At 57.5% G+C, this 18,111-nt stretch carries 12 protein-coding genes, 1 tRNA gene, 1 other RNA gene and 1 riboswitch; of the genes, 7 read left to right on the forward strand and 7 right to left on the reverse strand.

Annotation, left to right across the window (positions count from 1 at the left end; genetic code table 11):
• Window positions 1-312 precede the first annotated feature (312 nt).
• The 3 genes from selD (at window position 313) to ACXJJY_RS08940 (ending at window position 6,341) form a co-directional block, all read left to right on the forward strand.
• Window positions 313-1,398: a selenide, water dikinase SelD gene (gene selD, locus ACXJJY_RS08930; RefSeq protein ID WP_456387121.1), complete on the forward strand. Its 1,086-nt coding sequence runs from the start codon at window positions 313-315 to the stop codon at window positions 1,396-1,398.
• A 188-nt stretch (window positions 1,399-1,586) separates the two neighbouring features.
• A complete protein-coding gene (locus ACXJJY_RS08935; protein WP_456387123.1) occupies window positions 1,587-3,611 on the forward strand; it encodes an ABC transporter substrate-binding protein in 2,025 nt (674 codons plus the stop codon).
• 15 nt (window positions 3,612-3,626) lie between these two features.
• The gene (locus ACXJJY_RS08940) at window positions 3,627-6,341 is read left to right on the forward strand and encodes an ATP-binding protein (protein WP_456387125.1); all 2,715 of its coding nucleotides are present in this window, start codon (window positions 3,627-3,629) and stop codon (window positions 6,339-6,341) included.
• Here ACXJJY_RS08940 and ACXJJY_RS08945 read toward each other — a convergent pair.
• The 7 genes from ACXJJY_RS08945 to ACXJJY_RS08975 form a co-directional block, all read right to left on the reverse strand.
• Window positions 6,328-7,470, reverse strand: coding sequence for a M20/M25/M40 family metallo-hydrolase (locus ACXJJY_RS08945; protein WP_456387127.1), 1,143 nt, complete (start codon window positions 7,468-7,470; stop codon window positions 6,328-6,330). The genes ACXJJY_RS08940 and ACXJJY_RS08945 overlap by 14 nt on opposite strands.
• A gap of 5 nt (window positions 7,471-7,475) precedes the next feature.
• Window positions 7,476-8,729: a 2-C-methyl-D-erythritol 4-phosphate cytidylyltransferase gene (gene ispD, locus ACXJJY_RS08950; RefSeq protein WP_456387129.1), complete on the reverse strand. Its 1,254-nt coding sequence runs from the start codon at window positions 8,727-8,729 to the stop codon at window positions 7,476-7,478.
• Between the two features lie 79 nt (window positions 8,730-8,808).
• Window positions 8,809-9,184: RNase P RNA component class A (rnpB, locus tag ACXJJY_RS08955), an RNA gene on the reverse strand.
• Between the two features lie 54 nt (window positions 9,185-9,238).
• Window positions 9,239-9,880: a ribonuclease HI family protein gene (locus tag ACXJJY_RS08960; protein ID WP_456387131.1), complete on the reverse strand. Its 642-nt coding sequence runs from the start codon at window positions 9,878-9,880 to the stop codon at window positions 9,239-9,241.
• Entirely contained in the window at window positions 9,873-10,601 is a 729-nt protein-coding gene (locus ACXJJY_RS08965; RefSeq protein ID WP_456387133.1) for a zinc ribbon domain-containing protein, read from the reverse strand. The genes ACXJJY_RS08960 and ACXJJY_RS08965 overlap by 8 nt, the downstream gene beginning before the upstream one ends.
• Window positions 10,602-10,652: 51 nt before the next feature.
• The gene (locus ACXJJY_RS08970) at window positions 10,653-11,465 is read right to left on the reverse strand and encodes a Nif3-like dinuclear metal center hexameric protein (RefSeq protein ID WP_456387135.1); all 813 of its coding nucleotides are present in this window, start codon (window positions 11,463-11,465) and stop codon (window positions 10,653-10,655) included.
• Window positions 11,466-11,662: 197 nt separating this feature from the next.
• Window positions 11,663-11,739, reverse strand: a tRNA-Ile gene (locus ACXJJY_RS08975).
• A 315-nt stretch (window positions 11,740-12,054) separates the two neighbouring features.
• On the opposite strand from ACXJJY_RS08975, the gene ACXJJY_RS08980 reads away from it, so the two are divergent.
• The 4 genes from ACXJJY_RS08980 to ACXJJY_RS08995 all read left to right on the forward strand — a co-directional run bounded on the left by ACXJJY_RS08980 (window position 12,055) and on the right by ACXJJY_RS08995 (window position 17,973).
• The gene (locus tag ACXJJY_RS08980) at window positions 12,055-13,869 is read left to right on the forward strand and encodes a M48 family metallopeptidase (RefSeq protein ID WP_456387137.1); all 1,815 of its coding nucleotides are present in this window, start codon (window positions 12,055-12,057) and stop codon (window positions 13,867-13,869) included.
• Between the two features lie 67 nt (window positions 13,870-13,936).
• Window positions 13,937-14,177, forward strand: a riboswitch (cobalamin riboswitch).
• 328 nt (window positions 14,178-14,505) lie between these two features.
• Window positions 14,506-15,057, forward strand: coding sequence for a PepSY-associated TM helix domain-containing protein (locus ACXJJY_RS08985; RefSeq protein WP_456387139.1), 552 nt, complete (start codon window positions 14,506-14,508; stop codon window positions 15,055-15,057).
• 82 nt (window positions 15,058-15,139) lie between these two features.
• Window positions 15,140-16,795 carry a B12-binding domain-containing radical SAM protein gene (locus ACXJJY_RS08990; RefSeq protein WP_456387141.1) on the forward strand — a complete coding sequence of 552 codons (1,656 nt, stop codon included), beginning with the start codon at window positions 15,140-15,142 and terminating at the stop codon, window positions 16,793-16,795.
• Between the two features lie 179 nt (window positions 16,796-16,974).
• Complete coding sequence (locus ACXJJY_RS08995; protein WP_456387143.1) at window positions 16,975-17,973, forward strand: arsenic resistance protein; 999 nt, start codon at window positions 16,975-16,977, stop codon at window positions 17,971-17,973.
• Window positions 17,974-18,111 lie beyond the last annotated feature (138 nt).

Consider the following 18,111-nt stretch of genomic DNA (forward strand, 5'->3'; position numbering starts at 1 on the left):
AAGGTTTGCTGCCGGTCCAGGGAGGGACTCGTTTTTATTCAAGAGGTAAAACAGTATGTGGTGGAATTTTTACGAGTTCATTAAACTCGAAGGGCACAAAGAATAATCTCTTTGTGCCCGGCTGAGTTATCCATATAGGCCTTCGAATATTTCCTACAAACCAGATTACACTATTTTTTTCAACAAATATATGCTGATATTTGATAGATTGACAGGTACGGATGCTCTCTCGCCTGATTTGTCCCGTTCAGATCCGGCTGACGGCAACACGACCGAAAAGATACTGTAACACAACAACCGGGTTATTATTCGATGAAGAATTCCTTTCCCCGTCTGACACAGACTGTCAAGGCCGCAGGCTGAGCTGCCAAGCTGGGCCCGGGGGACCTGGGCCGGATTCTATGTGGACTTGACCTGCCACGCGACCCTAACCTGATCGTGGGATCGGAGACCTGCGACGACGCCGGGGTGTACCGTTTGAACGATACCACGGCTCTTATACAGACCGTGGATTTTTTTACGCCCATTGTCGATGATCCCTATGCCTTCGGGCAGATCACGGCGGCCAATGCCCTGTCCGATGTCTATGCCATGGGCGGGCGGCCTCTGCTCTGTATGAATATCCTTGCCTGTCCACTGAAGACCATGCCCGAGACCGTCTTCCGTCAGGTGGTGGAGGGTGGCCTGGAAAAGATCAGGGAGGCGGGTGCCCTGCTGGTGGGTGGGCATTCCATCGAGGATACGGAGCTGAAATACGGACTTTCGGTCACCGGACTGGTCCATCCGGACCGGGTGCTGAAAAACAGTGGCGCCCGGCCGGGCGATGTCCTGGTCCTGACCAAGCCTCTGGGAACTGGTATCCTCTCCACGGCCATCAAGGGCGGGCTTGGTGGCTCCGGGCTGGAGAAGCGGATCATCGAGGTGATGGCCGCCCTGAACCGGCTACCGGCGGAGATTCTTCAACGGCCTGAATTTATAGATGATCCCGCCATGTGGCCCCATGCCTGTACTGATATCACCGGTTTTGGCCTTATCGGCCACCTGCATGAGATGGCCGAGGCCTCCCGGGTTTCCATCCATGTCCATACCGAGGCCCTGCCGATCCTGCCGGAGACCCTGGCTTTTGCCGATATGGGCATTATCCCGGAAGGGGCCCATACCAATCGGAAGTTTTACCTGTCCCGGGTGGATGGCGCCAGCGAGCCTGCCTCCTCCCTTGAGCTCATATGCTGCGATCCCCAGACTTCGGGGGGGCTGCTCATCTCTTTGCCGGAGGCCGGGGCCCAGGCTCTGCTCGCCCACCTGGAAGATGAGGGCTATCCCCTTGCCTGCGGGATCATCGGCGACGTGCACCCGGAACCCGCCGGGTGGATTATTCTTGAGAAAAGAGGAGGTTGATGACGCTGCCCACCCTGTTCCCTCCCTGGATTGCCCTCCAAGCCTTTCGGGCAGATTTCCGTCCGGCCCGGTTGTCGTCGGCGCCAGAGCGTCGTGTTGCGTGGCTCTCCGGAGCCACAGGGAAAAGTTGCTTCTGGATTTTCTGTCTTTTGGCCTTGGTGCTGGCTCCTGGTTATTCGGGGGTCTCCGTGGCTGTCGCCGCCCTGCCCAGGCTGCTGGTGGTGCACAGTTACGAGCCGGACCAGATGACCGATCTGGAACAGACAAGGGGGCTGCTCTCCGGGCTTGCCCGGGAGGGGTATCTGGATGGAGAGTCCATTGATATCCAGCACTTTTACATGAAAACCAAGAAGGTTTTTATCTCTCCCGAACAGATAGAGGAGCGGGGCCGCGAGGCCCTGGCCCTGATCCATGAACTCAAGCCGGACCTGGTCCTGACCATTGACGACAATGCTGCCCGTACCGTGATGCTTCCCCTGGTGGACAGCGATATTCCGGTGGTGTTTGCCGGTATGAACGATCAGGTCGAGGACTATGACAAGATACGTCATTTCATGAACTCCCGGGCCCGGCCGGGACATAATGTGACCGGGGTACTGGAAAAACTCTACATCTCCAAATCGGTCCGGGTGATGAAGGAGGTTCTTCCAGAGCTTGGCAAGGTCGTGTTCATCGTCGACAATACGCCAACCGGCGAGGCCCTGGAAAAACAGGTGGAGTTTGCCCTCGGGTCCGATAACGGCGGACTTCTCTATTCCATCTGGAGGGCGGACAGCCTGGCCAGATACCGACAGTTCATCCGCAAGATCAACAGCGATCCGGAAATACAGGCCTATTATCCGCTGGTCACCCGCCTGATCCGGGCCGACGGCAGTGTGGTTCCCCTGCCGGAGGTCACCCGCTGGACCCTGCGCAAGTGCAGGAAACCGGCCATGGCGTTCAGTTATTTTCTGGCCCAGCAGGGGTATTTCGGCGGAGTGTCAGTGGATTTCCAGGCCATGGGGAAGTATACGGCCCGGAAGGTGGCTCGGATCCTGGATGGAACTCCGGCCGGGATGTTGCCGATAGAGGAATCCATCGAGTATGCCATTGTCTTCAATGTGGCCCGGGCCCGGCAGCTGGGCATCACCATACCGGTGGAGGTTCTCAGTGCCGCGGATGCCGTCTATGATACCCTGGGACTCCGGACGGAACCGGAGAACCCGACTCTTCTCATCATTCAGAGCTATGAGGAGGGTATAGGGTGTGGTGCTGCCCTTGACCTTGGACTGGTGGAGGCCCTGGCCCAGGCCGGGATGCATGTGGACAAGAATGTGACCATCCGGCGTTTTTTCATGGACACCCGCTACCGTCACACCACCCCCTGCGCTATCCATGCCCGCGGTCAGGCCGCTTTGCGGGAGATTCATGCCACGGATCCGGATGTCGTCGTAATCCTGGGGGACAATGCCATCGCCGAGGTAATGCTGCCGTTGGTCGGCACGGATTATCCGGTCCTGTTTGGCGGCATGAATAGGAATATCCAGCGATATAATAATCGGAAACATTTCATGAACACACTGCAGGTTCCCGGCTTCAATGTCACCGGAGTGACCAGTGAGGTGTTTTTCGACAAGATCATGGAGATGGTCCATGTGATGCTGCCCAAGGCCAGAAAGATGGTGGCCATCATGCCCGATACCGAACCGTGGCTGCGTGACCTGGGTGAGCGGATGCAGCGGTACGCCGAATCCTTCGACAGCCAGTGCGATTTTCCGGGTTCTTTTCAGTTGGAGCAGGTATCCTCCCTGCTGGAGTTCCAGCGCCTGGTCCTGAAGTATTCCGCCGATCCGTCGGTGGATCTCTTGGCCGTGCCCATGCCGGTTGGGCTGTTGCGTGAGGACGGCACGGTCAATCCTCTGGCCGATACCCTGAGCTGGCTCTTTGCCAACCAGCACAAACCAGGCTTTACCTTTGCCGTGGACTGGGTGGCCTATGGCTACCTCATGGCTGTTGGTATGGACCTGAGGGGTTGTGGCCGGCAGTTGGGTAACCAGCTGATCCGGGTCCTTTCCGGTAGTGCTCCCGGTGAAATCAGTATAGAGTCGCCGGAAGAATACTACCTGGCTGTCAACCAGGCCAGGGCCCGACAACTGGGGCTGCGGATTCCTCTGGAATTTCTCGAGGCTGCCAGGAAGGTGTTTGCAGACATGACTCCAAGCCTTGCCAGGTAGGCGGACCTGTTCTTGATGACTGATAATCCGGCCAACCGACGCTTTCTCTACTCCCTGAGGACAAAACTCCAGGTGATGACCCTGGTGGTGGTGCTGTTGCCCATGGTGGTGATGACCATTGCCGTGGTCCATGTTCTCAGGCAGCACCTGGACGAAGATATCGCCCGGCAGCTCTATTCCGACGTCTCCGTCGCCACCCTGTTTTACCAGAAGGAGATGGGGAGGGTACAGGATGCCGTTCATTCCATATCCCTGGACAACACCGTCAAGACAACCTTTTACCTCGGAATCAAGGGGCAGCTCAAGAAACATCTCGAAACCCTGGGCGCCCAGTACAATCTGGATTTTCTCCTCATCGTCACTCCCCTTGGCCGGTTGGCGGTCTCCCCCTATCCCGGCCGGGAAATGGGACATGATTTCTACGAGCATCCGGTCATCGCCGAGGCCGCTCTCATGAGCGACTATTCGGCCACCATGCTGGAGGAAAATGCCACTCTGCTCCATTTCCTGGAGCTCAAGGGCAGAAATGTCGACAACATGCCGGTCCTGGTCATGGAGGCGGCCAGTCCCATCGTGGTGCGGGACAAGTTTGTCGGCATTGTCTTCGGCGGCCGGATGATGAGTGGTAACGAGTCGTTCCTGGAACAGGTCCGCACCGTGGCCGGCTGTGACCGGGTGGAGCTGATCGCCGGCAACCGGGTGGCCGGGTCAAGCCTGGACCCCGACGGCCGCGCGGGAAGGTGGGGAGTCCGTTTTCCCGAGCGCCTTGACTACGAGGTGACGAGCGACGCGGTGTTCGGGACCCGGATTTTCTCTCCCCTGGACATGGAAGAACAGATCTATGCATATCATCCGCTGGAGATGCCGGAAGAGTCCCTGGCCGCCCTGGTCTGTTTCCGCGATGTGTCCCACTTTCAACCCCTGCTCACCAGGATGTGGCGCCTGATGATATCCATCTTCTTCGCCGCTCTGGTCCTGGCCCTGGTCCTGACCCTGGTTATGTCCCGTTTCATTGCCACACCGCTCCACCGGCTGACCACCGCCATGCGCAACGTACGTAAGGACGGAGTATTCGAGCCGGTTCCCGTGCGCCGCGATGATGAGATCGGTGATTTGATATCGGGTTTCAACCGCATGGCGGGGCGTCTTGAACAGCGGATCCAGGATCTGCACCACGAGGTTCTCTGCCGGAAGGAGGCGGAAAAAGAGCTGGCAGCGGAATCGGAACGGCTACGGGTTACCCTGGAGTCCATAGCCGATGGGGTAATTGCCACCGATACCAGCGGCAGGGTGGTCATCATGAATCGGGTGGCGGAACAGCTGACCGGATGGGACCGGGAGGAGGCCATGGGCCGGACGGTGAACGAGGTTTGCCCCATGGTCGATGAGCTGACCGGCAATGCTCTGGGTAACCCGGTGGCCCGTATCATGGAGACCGGCCAGCAGGCTCTGACCAGTGGCGATCTCATCTTGCGCGCAAGCTCCGGTGGAGAGCTTCTGGTTACCGAAAGCTGCGCTCCGTTGAAAGACAGGGATGGTTACATTGTCGGCGCAGTGCTGGTTTTTCGTGATGTAACCCAGCGCCGAAAAATGGAAGAGGAGCTGGCAAAGGTCCAGAAACTGGAATCCATCGGGGTGCTTGCCGGTGGTATTGCCCATGACTTCAACAACCTGTTGACGGCGATCCTTGGCAATATCTCCCTGGCCAAACTGGAGGTCGACCCGGGCGAGCAGCAGTACCGCAACTTGGAAGACGCCGAGCTGGCCAGTCTGCGGGCCAGGGATCTGACCCTGCAGCTTCTGACGTTTTCACGCGGAGGCGCGCCGGTGAAATGCAAACTGGATCTGGGCAAGCTGATCGAGGAAGTGGCTGGTTTTATTTTGTCTGGCTCGCCGGTGCAGCCGGAGCTGCACCTGGCCGACAACCTGTTGCCTGTTCATGCCGACGGAGGTCAGATCAACCAGGTGCTCTCCAACCTGCTGATCAACTCCATGCAGGCCATGCCAGGCGGTGGTACGATCCGCATTGCGGCCTGTAATTGCACGGTGGCGGAGGAGACCTCTTTGCCCCTGCGCGAGGGACAGTATGTGCAGATCACTGTCGAAGACCAGGGTATGGGTATCCCGCCCGAGCACCTGGACCGGATCTTTGATCCCTACTTCACCACCAAGGAGGCTGGCAACGGCCTGGGGCTTGCCATCTCTTACGGCATTGTCAACAAGCATGGCGGCCATATCCTGGTGGACTCCGTCCAGGGCAGCGGTACCATTTTCCATGTGTACCTGCCCGCCTGCCCGGAAGAGGGCCGGTCGTGGAACGGGGGTAAGCATGATGGACCGGCGGAGGGCAGTGGCCGGATCTTGGTTATGGACGATGAGGATATGGTCCGTTCCGTGGCGCGCTCCATCCTCACGGCCCTGGGCTACAGTGTGGAATGCGTGGCAGATGGAGAGGAAGCGGTGCGGGTGTATCGGGATGCCATGGAGAGTGGCAACCGGTTTGATGCCCTGCTGGTGGATTTGACCATTATGGGCGGTATGGGTGGTGAAGAGACCATCCGCATCCTGAGGCAGATCGATCCGGAGGTAAAGGGTATCGTTTCCAGTGGCTACTCCAGTCACCCGGTCATGTCCAGGTACAAGAGCTTCGGCTTTGCCGGGGTGGTGATCAAACCCTATCAGATGGATGAACTGGGCCGGGTCCTGCGGGAGGTGCTCAACCGCACATGAGTGCCAGCACCAGCCGGGTCAGCTCGACCATGTCATTCAGGTCCACCTGTTCGTCGGTGGAGTGAACATTGGTCATGCCGGTGGCGACAATGGCGGTCTGCAGGCCGTAGCCGTTGAAGATATTGGCGTCGCTGCCACCGCCGGCGGTCCTGAATTCCAGCTTGAGGCCGATGCGGTCCGCTGCCCGGGAGATCCTTCTTATAACCGGATCACTTCTGTCAAGCAGCATGACCGGGAAATCCATAGTAGTGCTGATATCCACCTGCGGCTTGCCGATGGCGCATCTATCCGGGTTCTGCCAGGAATCGATCACCTCGTAAAACGCCTTTTCCACTTCTGCGGTCAACCGGTCCAGCTTGTCCTGGGCATGACTGCGTACTTCTCCCTCGATGCAGACTTCCTCCGGGACAATATTGGAAGCGGTTCCACCGCGAATGGTGCCGAAATTGACCGTTGACTCGCGGTCTATCCGGCCACAGGGCACCCTGGCCAGGGCATTGGCCGCCAGAATGATGGCGTTTATCCCCTTTTCCGGGTGGAGGCCTGCATGGGCAGCCACTCCCCGAAGTTTGATCCGGAGACGGTTCGCAGCAGGAGCACCGATGATAACCCGGCCAAAACCGCTGGAGTCCAGGGCATACCCCATTCTGGCCCTGATATTGTTCGGATCAAGGGCCTTGGCTCCCAGCAGGCCGATCTCTTCGCAGGTGGTGAAGACAAGTTCCAGCGGTCCAATGGGCAGGTTATGCTCGCGGACGGTTTCCACGGCCTCGATCAGGGCAGCGATGCCTGATTTGTCGTCGCTGCCGAGAATCGTCTTTCCCGCGCTCCTGAAAATATTTCCCTGGCGCACGACCTTGATCCCGGTACCTGGTTCGACCGTATCCATGTGGCAGTTGAAAAAAATCGGTTCCTGCTCCTTGTCTCCCTTGAAGCGGACAAACAGGTTTCCGCAATCTGAACCGGTAACGGCTCCGGAGTCGTCTTCAAAGATTTCATCGGCCCCGAGCCGGGTGAAGATGTCGCGGAGCAGGGCGGCCATCCTGCCCTCCCGGCGGGAGGGACTGTCGGTTTCGCAGAGGGTGACAAAGGTGTCCGCCAGTCGCTGGCGGTGGATATTTGCAGGCATGGAAATCAGGTGTCCCTATGGCTGATCAGGACCACGGCCTGGGCGGCGATTCCTTCCCCCCGGCCAGTGAAGCCCATTTTTTCTGTAGTTGTGGCTTTGATGTTGATGGCCTCGCAGTGGCAGGCCGTCTTCAGGTTGTTGAGCATTTCGCCCAGAAAAGGGGCCAGTCTGGGCTGCTGACAGATGATGGTGAGGTCTGCATTGACGAGGACTTTTTGCCGTGTCTTGAGCAGGTTCATGACCCGCTCCAGGAGTTTGATGCTGCTGATGCCCCGGAACCGCTCGTCACTGTCGGGGAAATGGCGTCCTATATCGCCCTCTCCCAGGGCCCCGAGAAGGGCATCCATCAGGGCGTGGACCAGGACATCGGCATCGGAATGGCCAAGAAGGCCCAGCGAATGGGGTATGTCCACTCCGCCAAGGATAAGTTTTTTTCCTTCCACCAGCCGGTGAGCGTCAAATCCGGTGCCGATACGCATTGTTTTTTCCTGTTCCCGGCCGGATCGCCGGTCTGTTTTCTGCCCATTTTCTCCAATCATGGAGGAGGCCAGGAGAAGGTCGCCTGGCCGGGTCAGCTTGATATTCTGTTCGTCTCCGGGCACAACATAAACCGGTATGTTGCCATGTTCAAGCAACGAGGCCTCGTCGGTGCCGGTGAAGCCATCCTTTGCGGCCAGGCCGAAGGCCTGTTCGAGCAGTTCCCGGCGCATGGCCTGGGGGGTCTGGGCCAGCCAGACCCGACTCCGGTCAATGGTTGACTTTATCCGGCCATTCTCCGGGTCAACCTTTTTGAGTGTGTCCTTGGCCGGAATCGCGGTAATCACTGCTCCGTGGCGGACAACCCCGGCCAGGCAACGGGCGATAATCCGGTCGCTGACCAGTGGCCTGGCACCGTCGTGGACGAGGACGGTGTCGATTTGTGGTGGCAGGGCGGCAAGGCCGTGGGAGACCGATTCCTGCCTGGAGGTCCCGCCTCTGGTCAGGATGAGCTTTGCCGGCAGCGGGCTGGAAAGATATCTGGTCAACAGGTCCAGGCTCTGCTGATAATGGGAAGGGGGGAGGGCGACCACCACGGCGGAGATGGCCGGATGATCCAGGAAAATTCTGATGGTGTGGATCAGGACCGGTGTCCCGGCCAGATCAAGAAACTGCTTGGGCCGGTCCGCTCCCATCCGGGTGCCGAACCCAGCGGCCGGAATGATGGCCCCGGCCCGGGCCGATGTTTCTCTCTTTCCTGTACCTGCGGTACTCATGGTCATGGCGAATCAAAAAGAGGTGAAAAAAAGAGTGCAGGACAAACTCGGCCGCGCAGACCTCATTTATCCTGCACTCAAAAAAAAATCGGGACGGGCTGTAAGCCGAATTCTGTCTCCGCCGAAGCGGAGCATGATCATTTCTCTGGGATACCGGTCGCCCGGTATCTCGTGCAACCTACCCGGAAGCCTTGGACGGGCCGCCCTCAAACGCTTCCCTATTTGGTCTTGCACCCGGTGGGGTTTACCCTGCCTTCCGTGTCGCCACGAAAGCGGTGAGCTCTTACCTCGCCATTTCAACCTTACCTGTGCCCGCGGTGGCGGGCCATCGGCGGTGTGTTTTCTGTGGCACTTTCCTCCGGTTACCCGAAGTTCGCGTTACGAACCACCTTGCCCTGTGGTGTTCGGACTTTCCTCTCTGGATCTCAGGTGAAATACAGAGCGATCATGCGCCCGTCCCAAACTGTATAGCCATGTTTAATATGGTGCTGGTCCGGAATATTGTCAAGGCCGGGTCAGGCGCCCTGAAGCTGCCGGTGGTTGTCGATGCCCTGGTTGGCCAACTCGTCGGCCCTCCTGTTCTGCGCCCTTGGCACATGGTGCACCTTCCAGCTCTCAAAGGAGCGGAGCTCCCGGTGAACCTCTGTAAAGAGCGGTTTGAGGGCCGCGCTCTTGACCTGGTAGCATCCCTGGAGCTGGCGGACAATGAGTTCGGAGTCCATAAAGATCTCCACCCTGCAACATCCCTCGTCTCTGGCTGCCTGCAGGCCTAGGAGCAGAGCTCGGTACTCGGCCACGTTGTTGGTGCAGGTGCCCAGGTACACTGCCCTGGTGGTCAGCTCACGGTCGCTGTCGTCAAGCAGGACAATGCCGGCCCCGGCTTGGCCGGGATTACCCCGGGAGGCGCCGTCGGTATAGAGCCGGCAAATACCCGGGGTGCGATGACGCTCCGTGGGGGGCACTGTTTCCGGGGCAGGAGAGGAGTTGGAGGGTTTATCCGCATCCGCGGATCGTTTTTTCTGTTCTTCTGCCAGGCCAATCAGCGCCGCCCGGACCTCCTCGGCCCGGTAGTCGGGAAAGAGGACGGAAAGGGTGGTATCAGACAGCCTGGCAGCCAGGGTCTGCAGCAGTTCTTCATCGCCCGGTCGGTTACGCATCCGCGGTCTCGCTCTCTTCTTCCCGGAAGTAGAGGATCCGGTGGCAGGTGGGGCAGATGTTCATCTTGTCGCCCTTGCGGACCTCGTTGAACTGCTGGGGCGGAATGGCCATGAAACATCCCTGGCAGATTCCGTCCAGGGTGGCGACCACAGCCATGCCATGCCGCTTGCTGAGCAGCATGTTGTAGCGTTTGAGCAGGGCAGGGCTCAGTTCGGCAGCCAGTTTTTCCCGTTTCTTGACCACGCTTTTCTTGCGGGTGGTGATTTTCTTGACCGCATTCTTGATTTTGGTGGTTTCCTCGGCCAGCAGTTCCTCTTCACCCTTGCACAGGTTTTCCAGCTCGGCGGCCTGATTTTTCAGCTGTTCGGTCTGTTCCATGATCGAAGTCAGTTGCTCCTGGCTGTCCTTGATCTGCCGCTTGGCGTCTTCGATTTCCTTGAGAAGGGCCTGGTGTTCGCGACTGGTCTGGACCTGCATCATCTTGTTCTGCCGGTCTTTGATCCTGGCGGCTGCGTCCTCGTGTTCCGCCTTGACTTCCCGCTGCCGCTGCTCCAGGGCACTGACCTTTTCCCGGCACTGGTTTATCTGTTCCTGCTTGTCGGCAATACTCTGCTGCCGGTCGGTGATTTCCTGCTGTTTCTCGCTGATTTGTTTGTCAAATCCGGCGATTTCAGTGTCGATTTCCTGCAGGACAATGAGTTTGCTGATTTCTTCGTTCAATGGTGTACTCCTTATGCAACACGGTTTCAGGCCGGCAAAAAAGGCCGGCAGTTAAAATATTCGTGCAAGCGGACTTCGCTGGGCCGCCGTATGCAGGGGCAGTTCCAGTCCGGCCGCCTTAAGTTCCTTTGCCAGTGCCCGGTGGAGCGATGCGATGACGATCTGTTCGGTTGCAAAATGTCCGCCGTCCACCAGCCAGTGCCCGGCTTCCTCGGCCCAGCGGGCCGTGGCGTGTTTGAGCTCCGAGCTGACAAAGACATCGGCTCCCAGCTCCAGAGTTTTCCCGGCGTAGTCAAAGCATGATCCGCCGCAGACAGCCACCCTGCGGATAGTCTCGGGACGCGGACCGGCCTCGAGTAACCAGGGGGGCTCAATGGCCTGTCTGAGGCGGTCGATAAAATCATCGGGAGTCAGGGGGGCCGGGTATTCTCCTATCCGGCCAAGACCACAGGGCGCACCCGCGTTTTCACAGGGCGTCGGATCAAGAGGTCGTGTTTTTTCAAGACCGAGTCTCCAGGCCAGGATATCACTGACTCCGCTGCGGGCGGCATCGAGATTGGTGTGACAGCCTATGACGCATATGTTGCGACGAATGGCCGTACTGATAAGCCGGCCGTCCGGCTGTTCGGTACGAATGGCTTTTGTCGGGTGGAAGATCAGGGGGTGGTGGGTGATGAGCAGGTCTGCATGGAGTTGCAAAGCCTGGTCCAGTACCTGGGAGGTGGGATCAAGGGCCAGCATGACACCATGGACCGGTTGCCCCGGGTCACCGATCAGAAGTCCGACATTGTCCCATGACTGGGCCAGCTCTGCCGGGGCTATACGTTCTAAAATGTCAAGAATATGCTGGACGGTTGCCGTCATGGTAGCGATTATGACTGTGGCGCAGGAGTGAGGTCAAAGAAAAAGAGGCACACCCACCGGGGATGTACCTCTTTTTCTCGAGCTTGGTGTTGCTGTCGTCTGTTTCTGGAAAAACAGATTGTCGAAAACTGATGATTTTGCTCAAGACCCTGCGTAGTGTTATGCATGGCGATTATCCCGCCATGCCGAATTGTCCGTGGTGGGCCTACCTGGACTCGAACCAGGGACCGACCGGTTATGAGCCGGTGGCTCTAGCCAGCTGAGCTATAGGCCCATCTATGATGGAAAAATAATATATTTTACCAGGATTCAGGCTGCGGTCAATACATTTTTTAGGGTGTGCAGAAAAAAATATTTTCTGTTGTCCTGGTCCTGTGGTAGTCTCTGTCTTTGAATTTTTTCCGCTTCAGGTCGCCTGCCAGGTCCTGCCACCGGATGCTCCGGTATCCACGGTTGGGTGCTCCCCGCCCGCGGGGATGGCGTTTACCGTCCCTTAGCTTTGTTGACGACCTTTGCAAAGTATGCGGGAGAAGCGAGCGGGACATCTGGTCCCTGTCACATATAACTCCTTGTCAGTAGTGGTTCCGGGATGATCTATAATAATCTTATCTATTTTCTGGTGGTCATCTTTGTCTTTTCCACCGATACGGCGCCCAGGGAGCCACTGCTGACGCCAGCCTACGGAGCCATGGTCCTGGCTGGCCTGCTGGTCCTCTTTTCCCGGGTAGCGGGCCGACTGTATCAACGGGCCCGTTTCGGCTCGGCCTCGGCCTATTTTTCCGCTGAAAGGCGGCTTTCTCTCCTGGCCGTTCTGTTCTTCCTGGTCGCCGTCTATGTGGTTGATCTCAAGTATTACCTCCGTTTTCTCTCCCTGGACGGCCGGTTACCGGTCCTGGAGAATCTGGGCGGGCTGGCGTTTTTTTTCGTTTTTCTGTCCCTGATGTGGCTAAAGGCAAGACCTGCTTACGAGGGTGTCTTTCAGCGACGCTACACCCCGACCAGGTTCGTGGTGTCCAATATCAAGGCCAATCTGCCCATTGTTCTGCCCTGGCTGGTTCTGTCCCTGGTTTTTGATCTGCTTTCGGCCCTGCCCCTGCCTCGTTTTCATCAGATCCTGACCTCGCCCTGGGGTGATCTGATTCTTTTTACGTCCTTTGTCGTTTTCCTGGCCGTCTTCTTCCCGCCCCTGGTCCGCTGGCTGTGGAACTGTCGGCCCATGCCCGATTCTCCCCTGCGCCGGGAGATGGAACGTTTTTGTCGGCAGCAGGATTTCAGGGCGGAAATCCTCTACTGGCCGCTGTTTGAAGGGCAGGTTTTGACTGCCGGGATCATGGGTGTCGTCCCGGGTCTCCGCTATCTGCTGGTAACTCCGGCACTTTTGTCCGCCCTGGACCAGGAAGAGCTGGAATCGGTGCTGGCCCATGAGATAGGCCATGTCAAGCGGATGCACCTGGTGCTCTATATCTATCTTTTTCTCGGTTTCAGTCTTCTGGCCGGCGCTCTTGCCCGGGTGCTGCCCTATCTGGTCCTGGGCTGGGACTTCTTCTACCTGACGGTGGAGTGGCTGCATGTCTCGCCCGAAACCCTGCTGGCAGTTTTCAGCGGCGGTCTGGTCCTCCTGTTGATGATCGTTTATTTCCGTTTCATTTTCGGATTTTTTATCCGCAACTTTGAACGGCAGGCCGATCTGTACGTCTTCCGGGCTCAGGGCACCGGTTGGCACCTTATCCGTTCTTTTGAAAAGATCGCCACCCTGTCGGGCAATATCCGTGATGAAAAATCATGGCACCATTTCGGCATCGGCGAACGGATCGCTTTTCTTCAGAGCTGTGAACAGGACCGTTCTCTCATCCGGCACCATGACCGCAAGGTCTGGCTCAGCCTGACGGCCTACACGCTGATCGTTCTCAGCAGTGTGGTGGCTGTCTGGCAGGTGGATCTGGACAAACTGGCCGCCGGAAACGAGGCAAGGTACATGGAGGCGGTGCTGGAGCAGAAACTTCGTCAGGAGCCGAAAAATTCGGTCTGGCTTCTGCTGCTTGGCGACCTGATGCAGGAAAAGAAGATGGAGCGCAAGGCCATTGATGCCTATGAGCGGGCTCTGAAACTCGATCCGCTCAATGGAGATGTGGCCAACAATCTTGCCTGGCTGCTGCTCACGGCCAGCGATCCCGCGCTCCGCGACCCGGTACGCGCCCTGACTCTGGCCCGGACTGCTGCCGCTCTCAAGCAGCATGGGTACATCTTAGACACTCTGGCCACGGCTTACTGGGCCAACAATCTCAGGGAAGAGGCCATTTTGACCGAACTCAAGGCCCTGAAGCTGGATCCGGAAAACCGGCGCTATTACCTGGCCCAGATACGCAAATTCAAGGAATCGACCTGGGATGGGCAGGATTCCTGAGCCATTTTCCATAAGAAAAAAATCCCTCATTCAGTGTTTGACGAAACATAAGCCACAATATACAGTGGCGAAAATCTGCATTGCCGGTACGCTTCAAGGGAAGCGTGGCAGTCTGGCGACCAGCCGGACGACAGGGAATCCGGTGCAAATCCGGAACTGTCCCGCAGCGGTAAGTGGAAACGACAACCGTCTCCCGATAACGGGAAAAGCACTGTCCCCTTTCGGGGATGGGAAGCGACGGTCAGTAGGAAGAGAACCATGTTCTCCTGTCCACAAGTCCGAAGACCTGCCGGCAACATGTCCCATACTTGACCCTTCGAGGAAAGGAGAGAGGTATGTCCGTGTCTGTTCAGGCCGCGTTTGCGGCAGAGTCTGCTGTTTTCTCCACCATTTGTAAACGTGATGGCCGGTTGGCCCCCTTTGCTGTGGACAGGATCACGGGGGCGATTCTGAGAGCAGGTCCACCCTGCACCCTGATCTGCCCGAAGAGCGGCAACAGATCCCGGCCATGCTGCCCTCTTCCATGCAGGACATTTTCCAGCCGTTTCGACCGGAAAATGTCCTGCGACCGGATTTCTGTGGCGCTTTTCCCTCAACAGTTGAACAACCAGTTCCCTTTTTCCAGAACCCGCAGTCATGGATTTTAAATCAAGACATCTGCTCCGTACCCTGCATCGCTGGTTCGGCCTGCTTCTGGCCGGGTTGATAATTTTTTACTGTTTCACCGGCCTGCTCCTGAATCACCGGAAGAGTTTTGGCTATTTTATCGACCGGCACCGAAGCGTTACCCGGGTGGAAAAGTCGGACACCAGGCAGATACGGGAGTTTATAGACTTCTACAAGAACCAGATCGGGCGTAGCGATGATCCCACGGTCATTCGTATCCGCGGCGGCTCCACCATTGAGTTTCTCTATGGTTCCCATGGCAGGACCACCTATATTATAGACCCGGTCCGGGGAACGATGGAGAAAGTCGAGAAAACCCCGCGGCAACCATGGAATTATCTCAACAGGCTGCACAAGGCCTTCAAGACCTCCACCGCCTGGGTGGTCGTGGCCGATTTTGCCAGTGTCGCGATTTTTCTGTTGACTCTGACCGGGTTCTTTATCCTGCGCTATCGTCCCCTGGACTGGCTGATGGTGATCGGGGGCATTCTGCTGCTGGCCGTGGGTGTTTTTCTGGCCTGAGCGACCGGCGCCGGTGGTGCTGTCTGACGGAATCTGAGAAAGAACGTGGCGCGCCGGATGTGTTTACTGGTATCATGTTTCCATGTATCATCTGGTCGCCATCAACTGCCGCTATTCCCATTCCTGCCTGGCGCTTTTTTATCTACGCGGTGAGCTTGCAACTTTTCTCCCCGGGTGCCGGGTACGGATCAGCCAGTTTTCCCTGGGTGATCCCTATTACCAGACCCTGCTCGCCCTGGCCGGTTCCGGAGCAGACGCCATCTTTTTTTCGGTCTATGTCTGGAACCATGCCTATGTCAGTCGGCTCATTCATGATCTGGCACGGGTACGACCCGGGCTGCCGGTGGTCATCGGTGGTCCCCAGGCTCCTGCGCTCACCGGCCTGCCGTCCACCTGTACCCTGGTCCGGGGTGAGATAGAGGGAGTGGGCAGACAATTTTTCAGGGATCTCCAGAGCCGCCGGCTCAAGACCGAGTATCGGGCCGGGGTCAGTCAGCGTTTTGCGTCCCCGTACGAGGCGAACGATTTTCAAGGCGAGCTTTGTCATCGCCAGGTCTACTATGAGTCGTCCAGGGGCTGTCCTTTTTTCTGCTCCTACTGCCTGTCCTCCACCTCCAGGGGGGTGCGCCATAAACCACTGGAGCAGGTTAAGGCCGAGTTGGATTTGATCCTGGAGCACGAACCTCCGATCGTCAAGTTTGTCGATCGAACTTTCAATGATGATCCTGGTCGTGCCTTGGCCATCTGGTCGTATCTTGTCTCCCGGCCAGGTTCCACCAGGTGTCATTTCGAGATCGCCCCGGACCGGTTCACCGGCGAAATGCATTCCTTTCTCCGCACCGTGCCTCCAAACCGTTTTCAGTTCGAAATCGGGATCCAGAGTCTCCATCCACCGGTCCTGTCCGCGGTCAACCGGCGGATGGACCTGGAAGCGGCCCTGGACAACATCAGGAAGCTGGTGGCGCTCGACACCATCCACATCCATGTGGATCTGATTCTCGGCCTGCCCTGCGAGGATCCAGACACCTTCTACAAGGGGTTCAACCGTCTCTTCCGGGTTCGGCCTCATCATATCCAGATGGGGTTGCTCAAGGTACTGCCGGGCACAGAGATGTCCGCCCGGGCGCCGGAGTTTGGCCTGGTGTACTGCCAGGAGCCACCCTACGAGATTCTGGCCACCCGCTGGCTGGAACATGACACCCTCCGGGAACTCTATTTTTTCTGTGAACTGGTGGAGGCCTTCTACAACAACCGCTATTTCCCCTCTCTGTGGAACTACCTGGTCAGGACCGGTGAGGACGCGGCTTCTTTTTTCCTGTCTTTGCTCTTCCTGGCCCGGGAGCAAGGCTTTTTTGACCGGGCCCGGACCCAGAAATTCATGAGTCGGCTACTTTGCGAACTGGTTTCGGTCAGGGATGACGGACAGGTTCTAAGGGAACTGCTTTGCTACGACTGGTTGCGTTGCGGCTTTCGCTATCTGCCATCCCATCTTCAGACCACATCCTTTGGCGTCCTGCGGCATGAGTTGCGTTTTCGGTTGCCCCAGAGCCTTGACGGAGTGTACTGTTACAGGGATCGGGACGCCTTTCTGAAGAAATGCCAGTTCGAGTATTTTTCCGGCCAGACCCTGCAGGAGCTCGGCCTGCGTGCTGATGGTTTAGGTGGCGTGGTTGCGTTTCTGCCTGAAAAGAGTGGCGGGGTCTTCAACCATTGCCGGGTGCTGGTCCTGCCAGACTAAGAGTCCTTCCCCTGAATCAGAGGTGGAACTTCCATGCCTGTGTCCGGGGGGTGGTTTAAGATGCTGGCCGAGTTGCACGCTTCCCTTGCTCTGTCCGAAGAAGAGCGCGGCAACAATACCGCAGTGTTGGTTCGCGGATCCAAGGCCTGCTTCCGGAAAAACATCTGGTTTTCGCTGTTATGATATTTCGTAACCTGCTCACGTTTCCGGCAAGACATCTTGCCCTGGTGATCCCGGTGGTGCTTTTCTCCGGTTTGGCCACCGGCCTCTTTCTTGATACTTCGGCTCTGAAAACCTGTATCCTCCCGGTCACCATTCTCATGATCTATCCGGCCATGATCGGATTTCAGCCCGGGGACCTGTTCAGTTTGAAAGAAAAAAAACTGATGCTCTGCAACCTGGGGCTCAACTTCGTGGTCCTGCCGATCTGGGCCCTGCTGATAGGCCGAACTCTGCTTGCCGGTCAGCCGGATCTTTTTGCCGGCCTGCTTATCATCTCGGTCATCCCCGGCGGTAACATGGTGGTGTCTTTCACCATGATGTTCAAGGGCAATGTCCCGGCCTCGCTCAAGATGGCGGCCACCAACCTGATTCTGGGCTCATTCCTGGCACCGGTCTATTTGTACGCCCTGGCCGGGACCACGGTTTCTGTCGATGTGGCCCACCTGGTCCGGACCATCTCCCTGGTGATTTTTGTGCCCCTGGTCATGGGTATATCCACCTATCGGTGGCTGATGAGGTACTACAGCGAAGAGGAGTTCAGGCAGCATATAAGGCCGCTGCTGCCAGGACTGAGCTCCTGGGGACTGGTCTATATTCTCTTTACCAGTATCAGCATGAAGGCGCCGATGATCCTTGGTTGCCCGACGCTGTTGATTCAGGGCCTGGGTGGCCTGCTGCTCTTTTATTTCGGGGTTCTGGTTTTCACTGTTTTTCTGGCCCGGAGCCTGTTTGACCGCAGGGACGGTATCACCCTGTTCCTGAACGGAGTGTTGCGAAATCTCGCCATTTCCATCGGGCTTGCGGTCACGGCCTTTGGCTCCCGGACCGCGATGATGGTCGCCCTGGCTTTTCTCTTCCAGCAACAGATCGCGGTCTGGTTCTGGAAACTGGACAGCCGCTGGTCCTTTCTGGCCCGGAAACAAGGCGAAAAATATGATGGTCCTGTTGGGGGCTGATTCCGGTAAATATTTAGCGTACCAGCTGTTTGTGCCGAATTCAGGGTTCAAAGTGTATTTTTGACGTTTGACTTGGCCCGGGATAATTTCATATACTTGAGAATAACGACCCCATCTTCCCTGTCCAACGAGGTCCAG

Source organism: Desulfolithobacter sp., assembly GCF_054025815.1.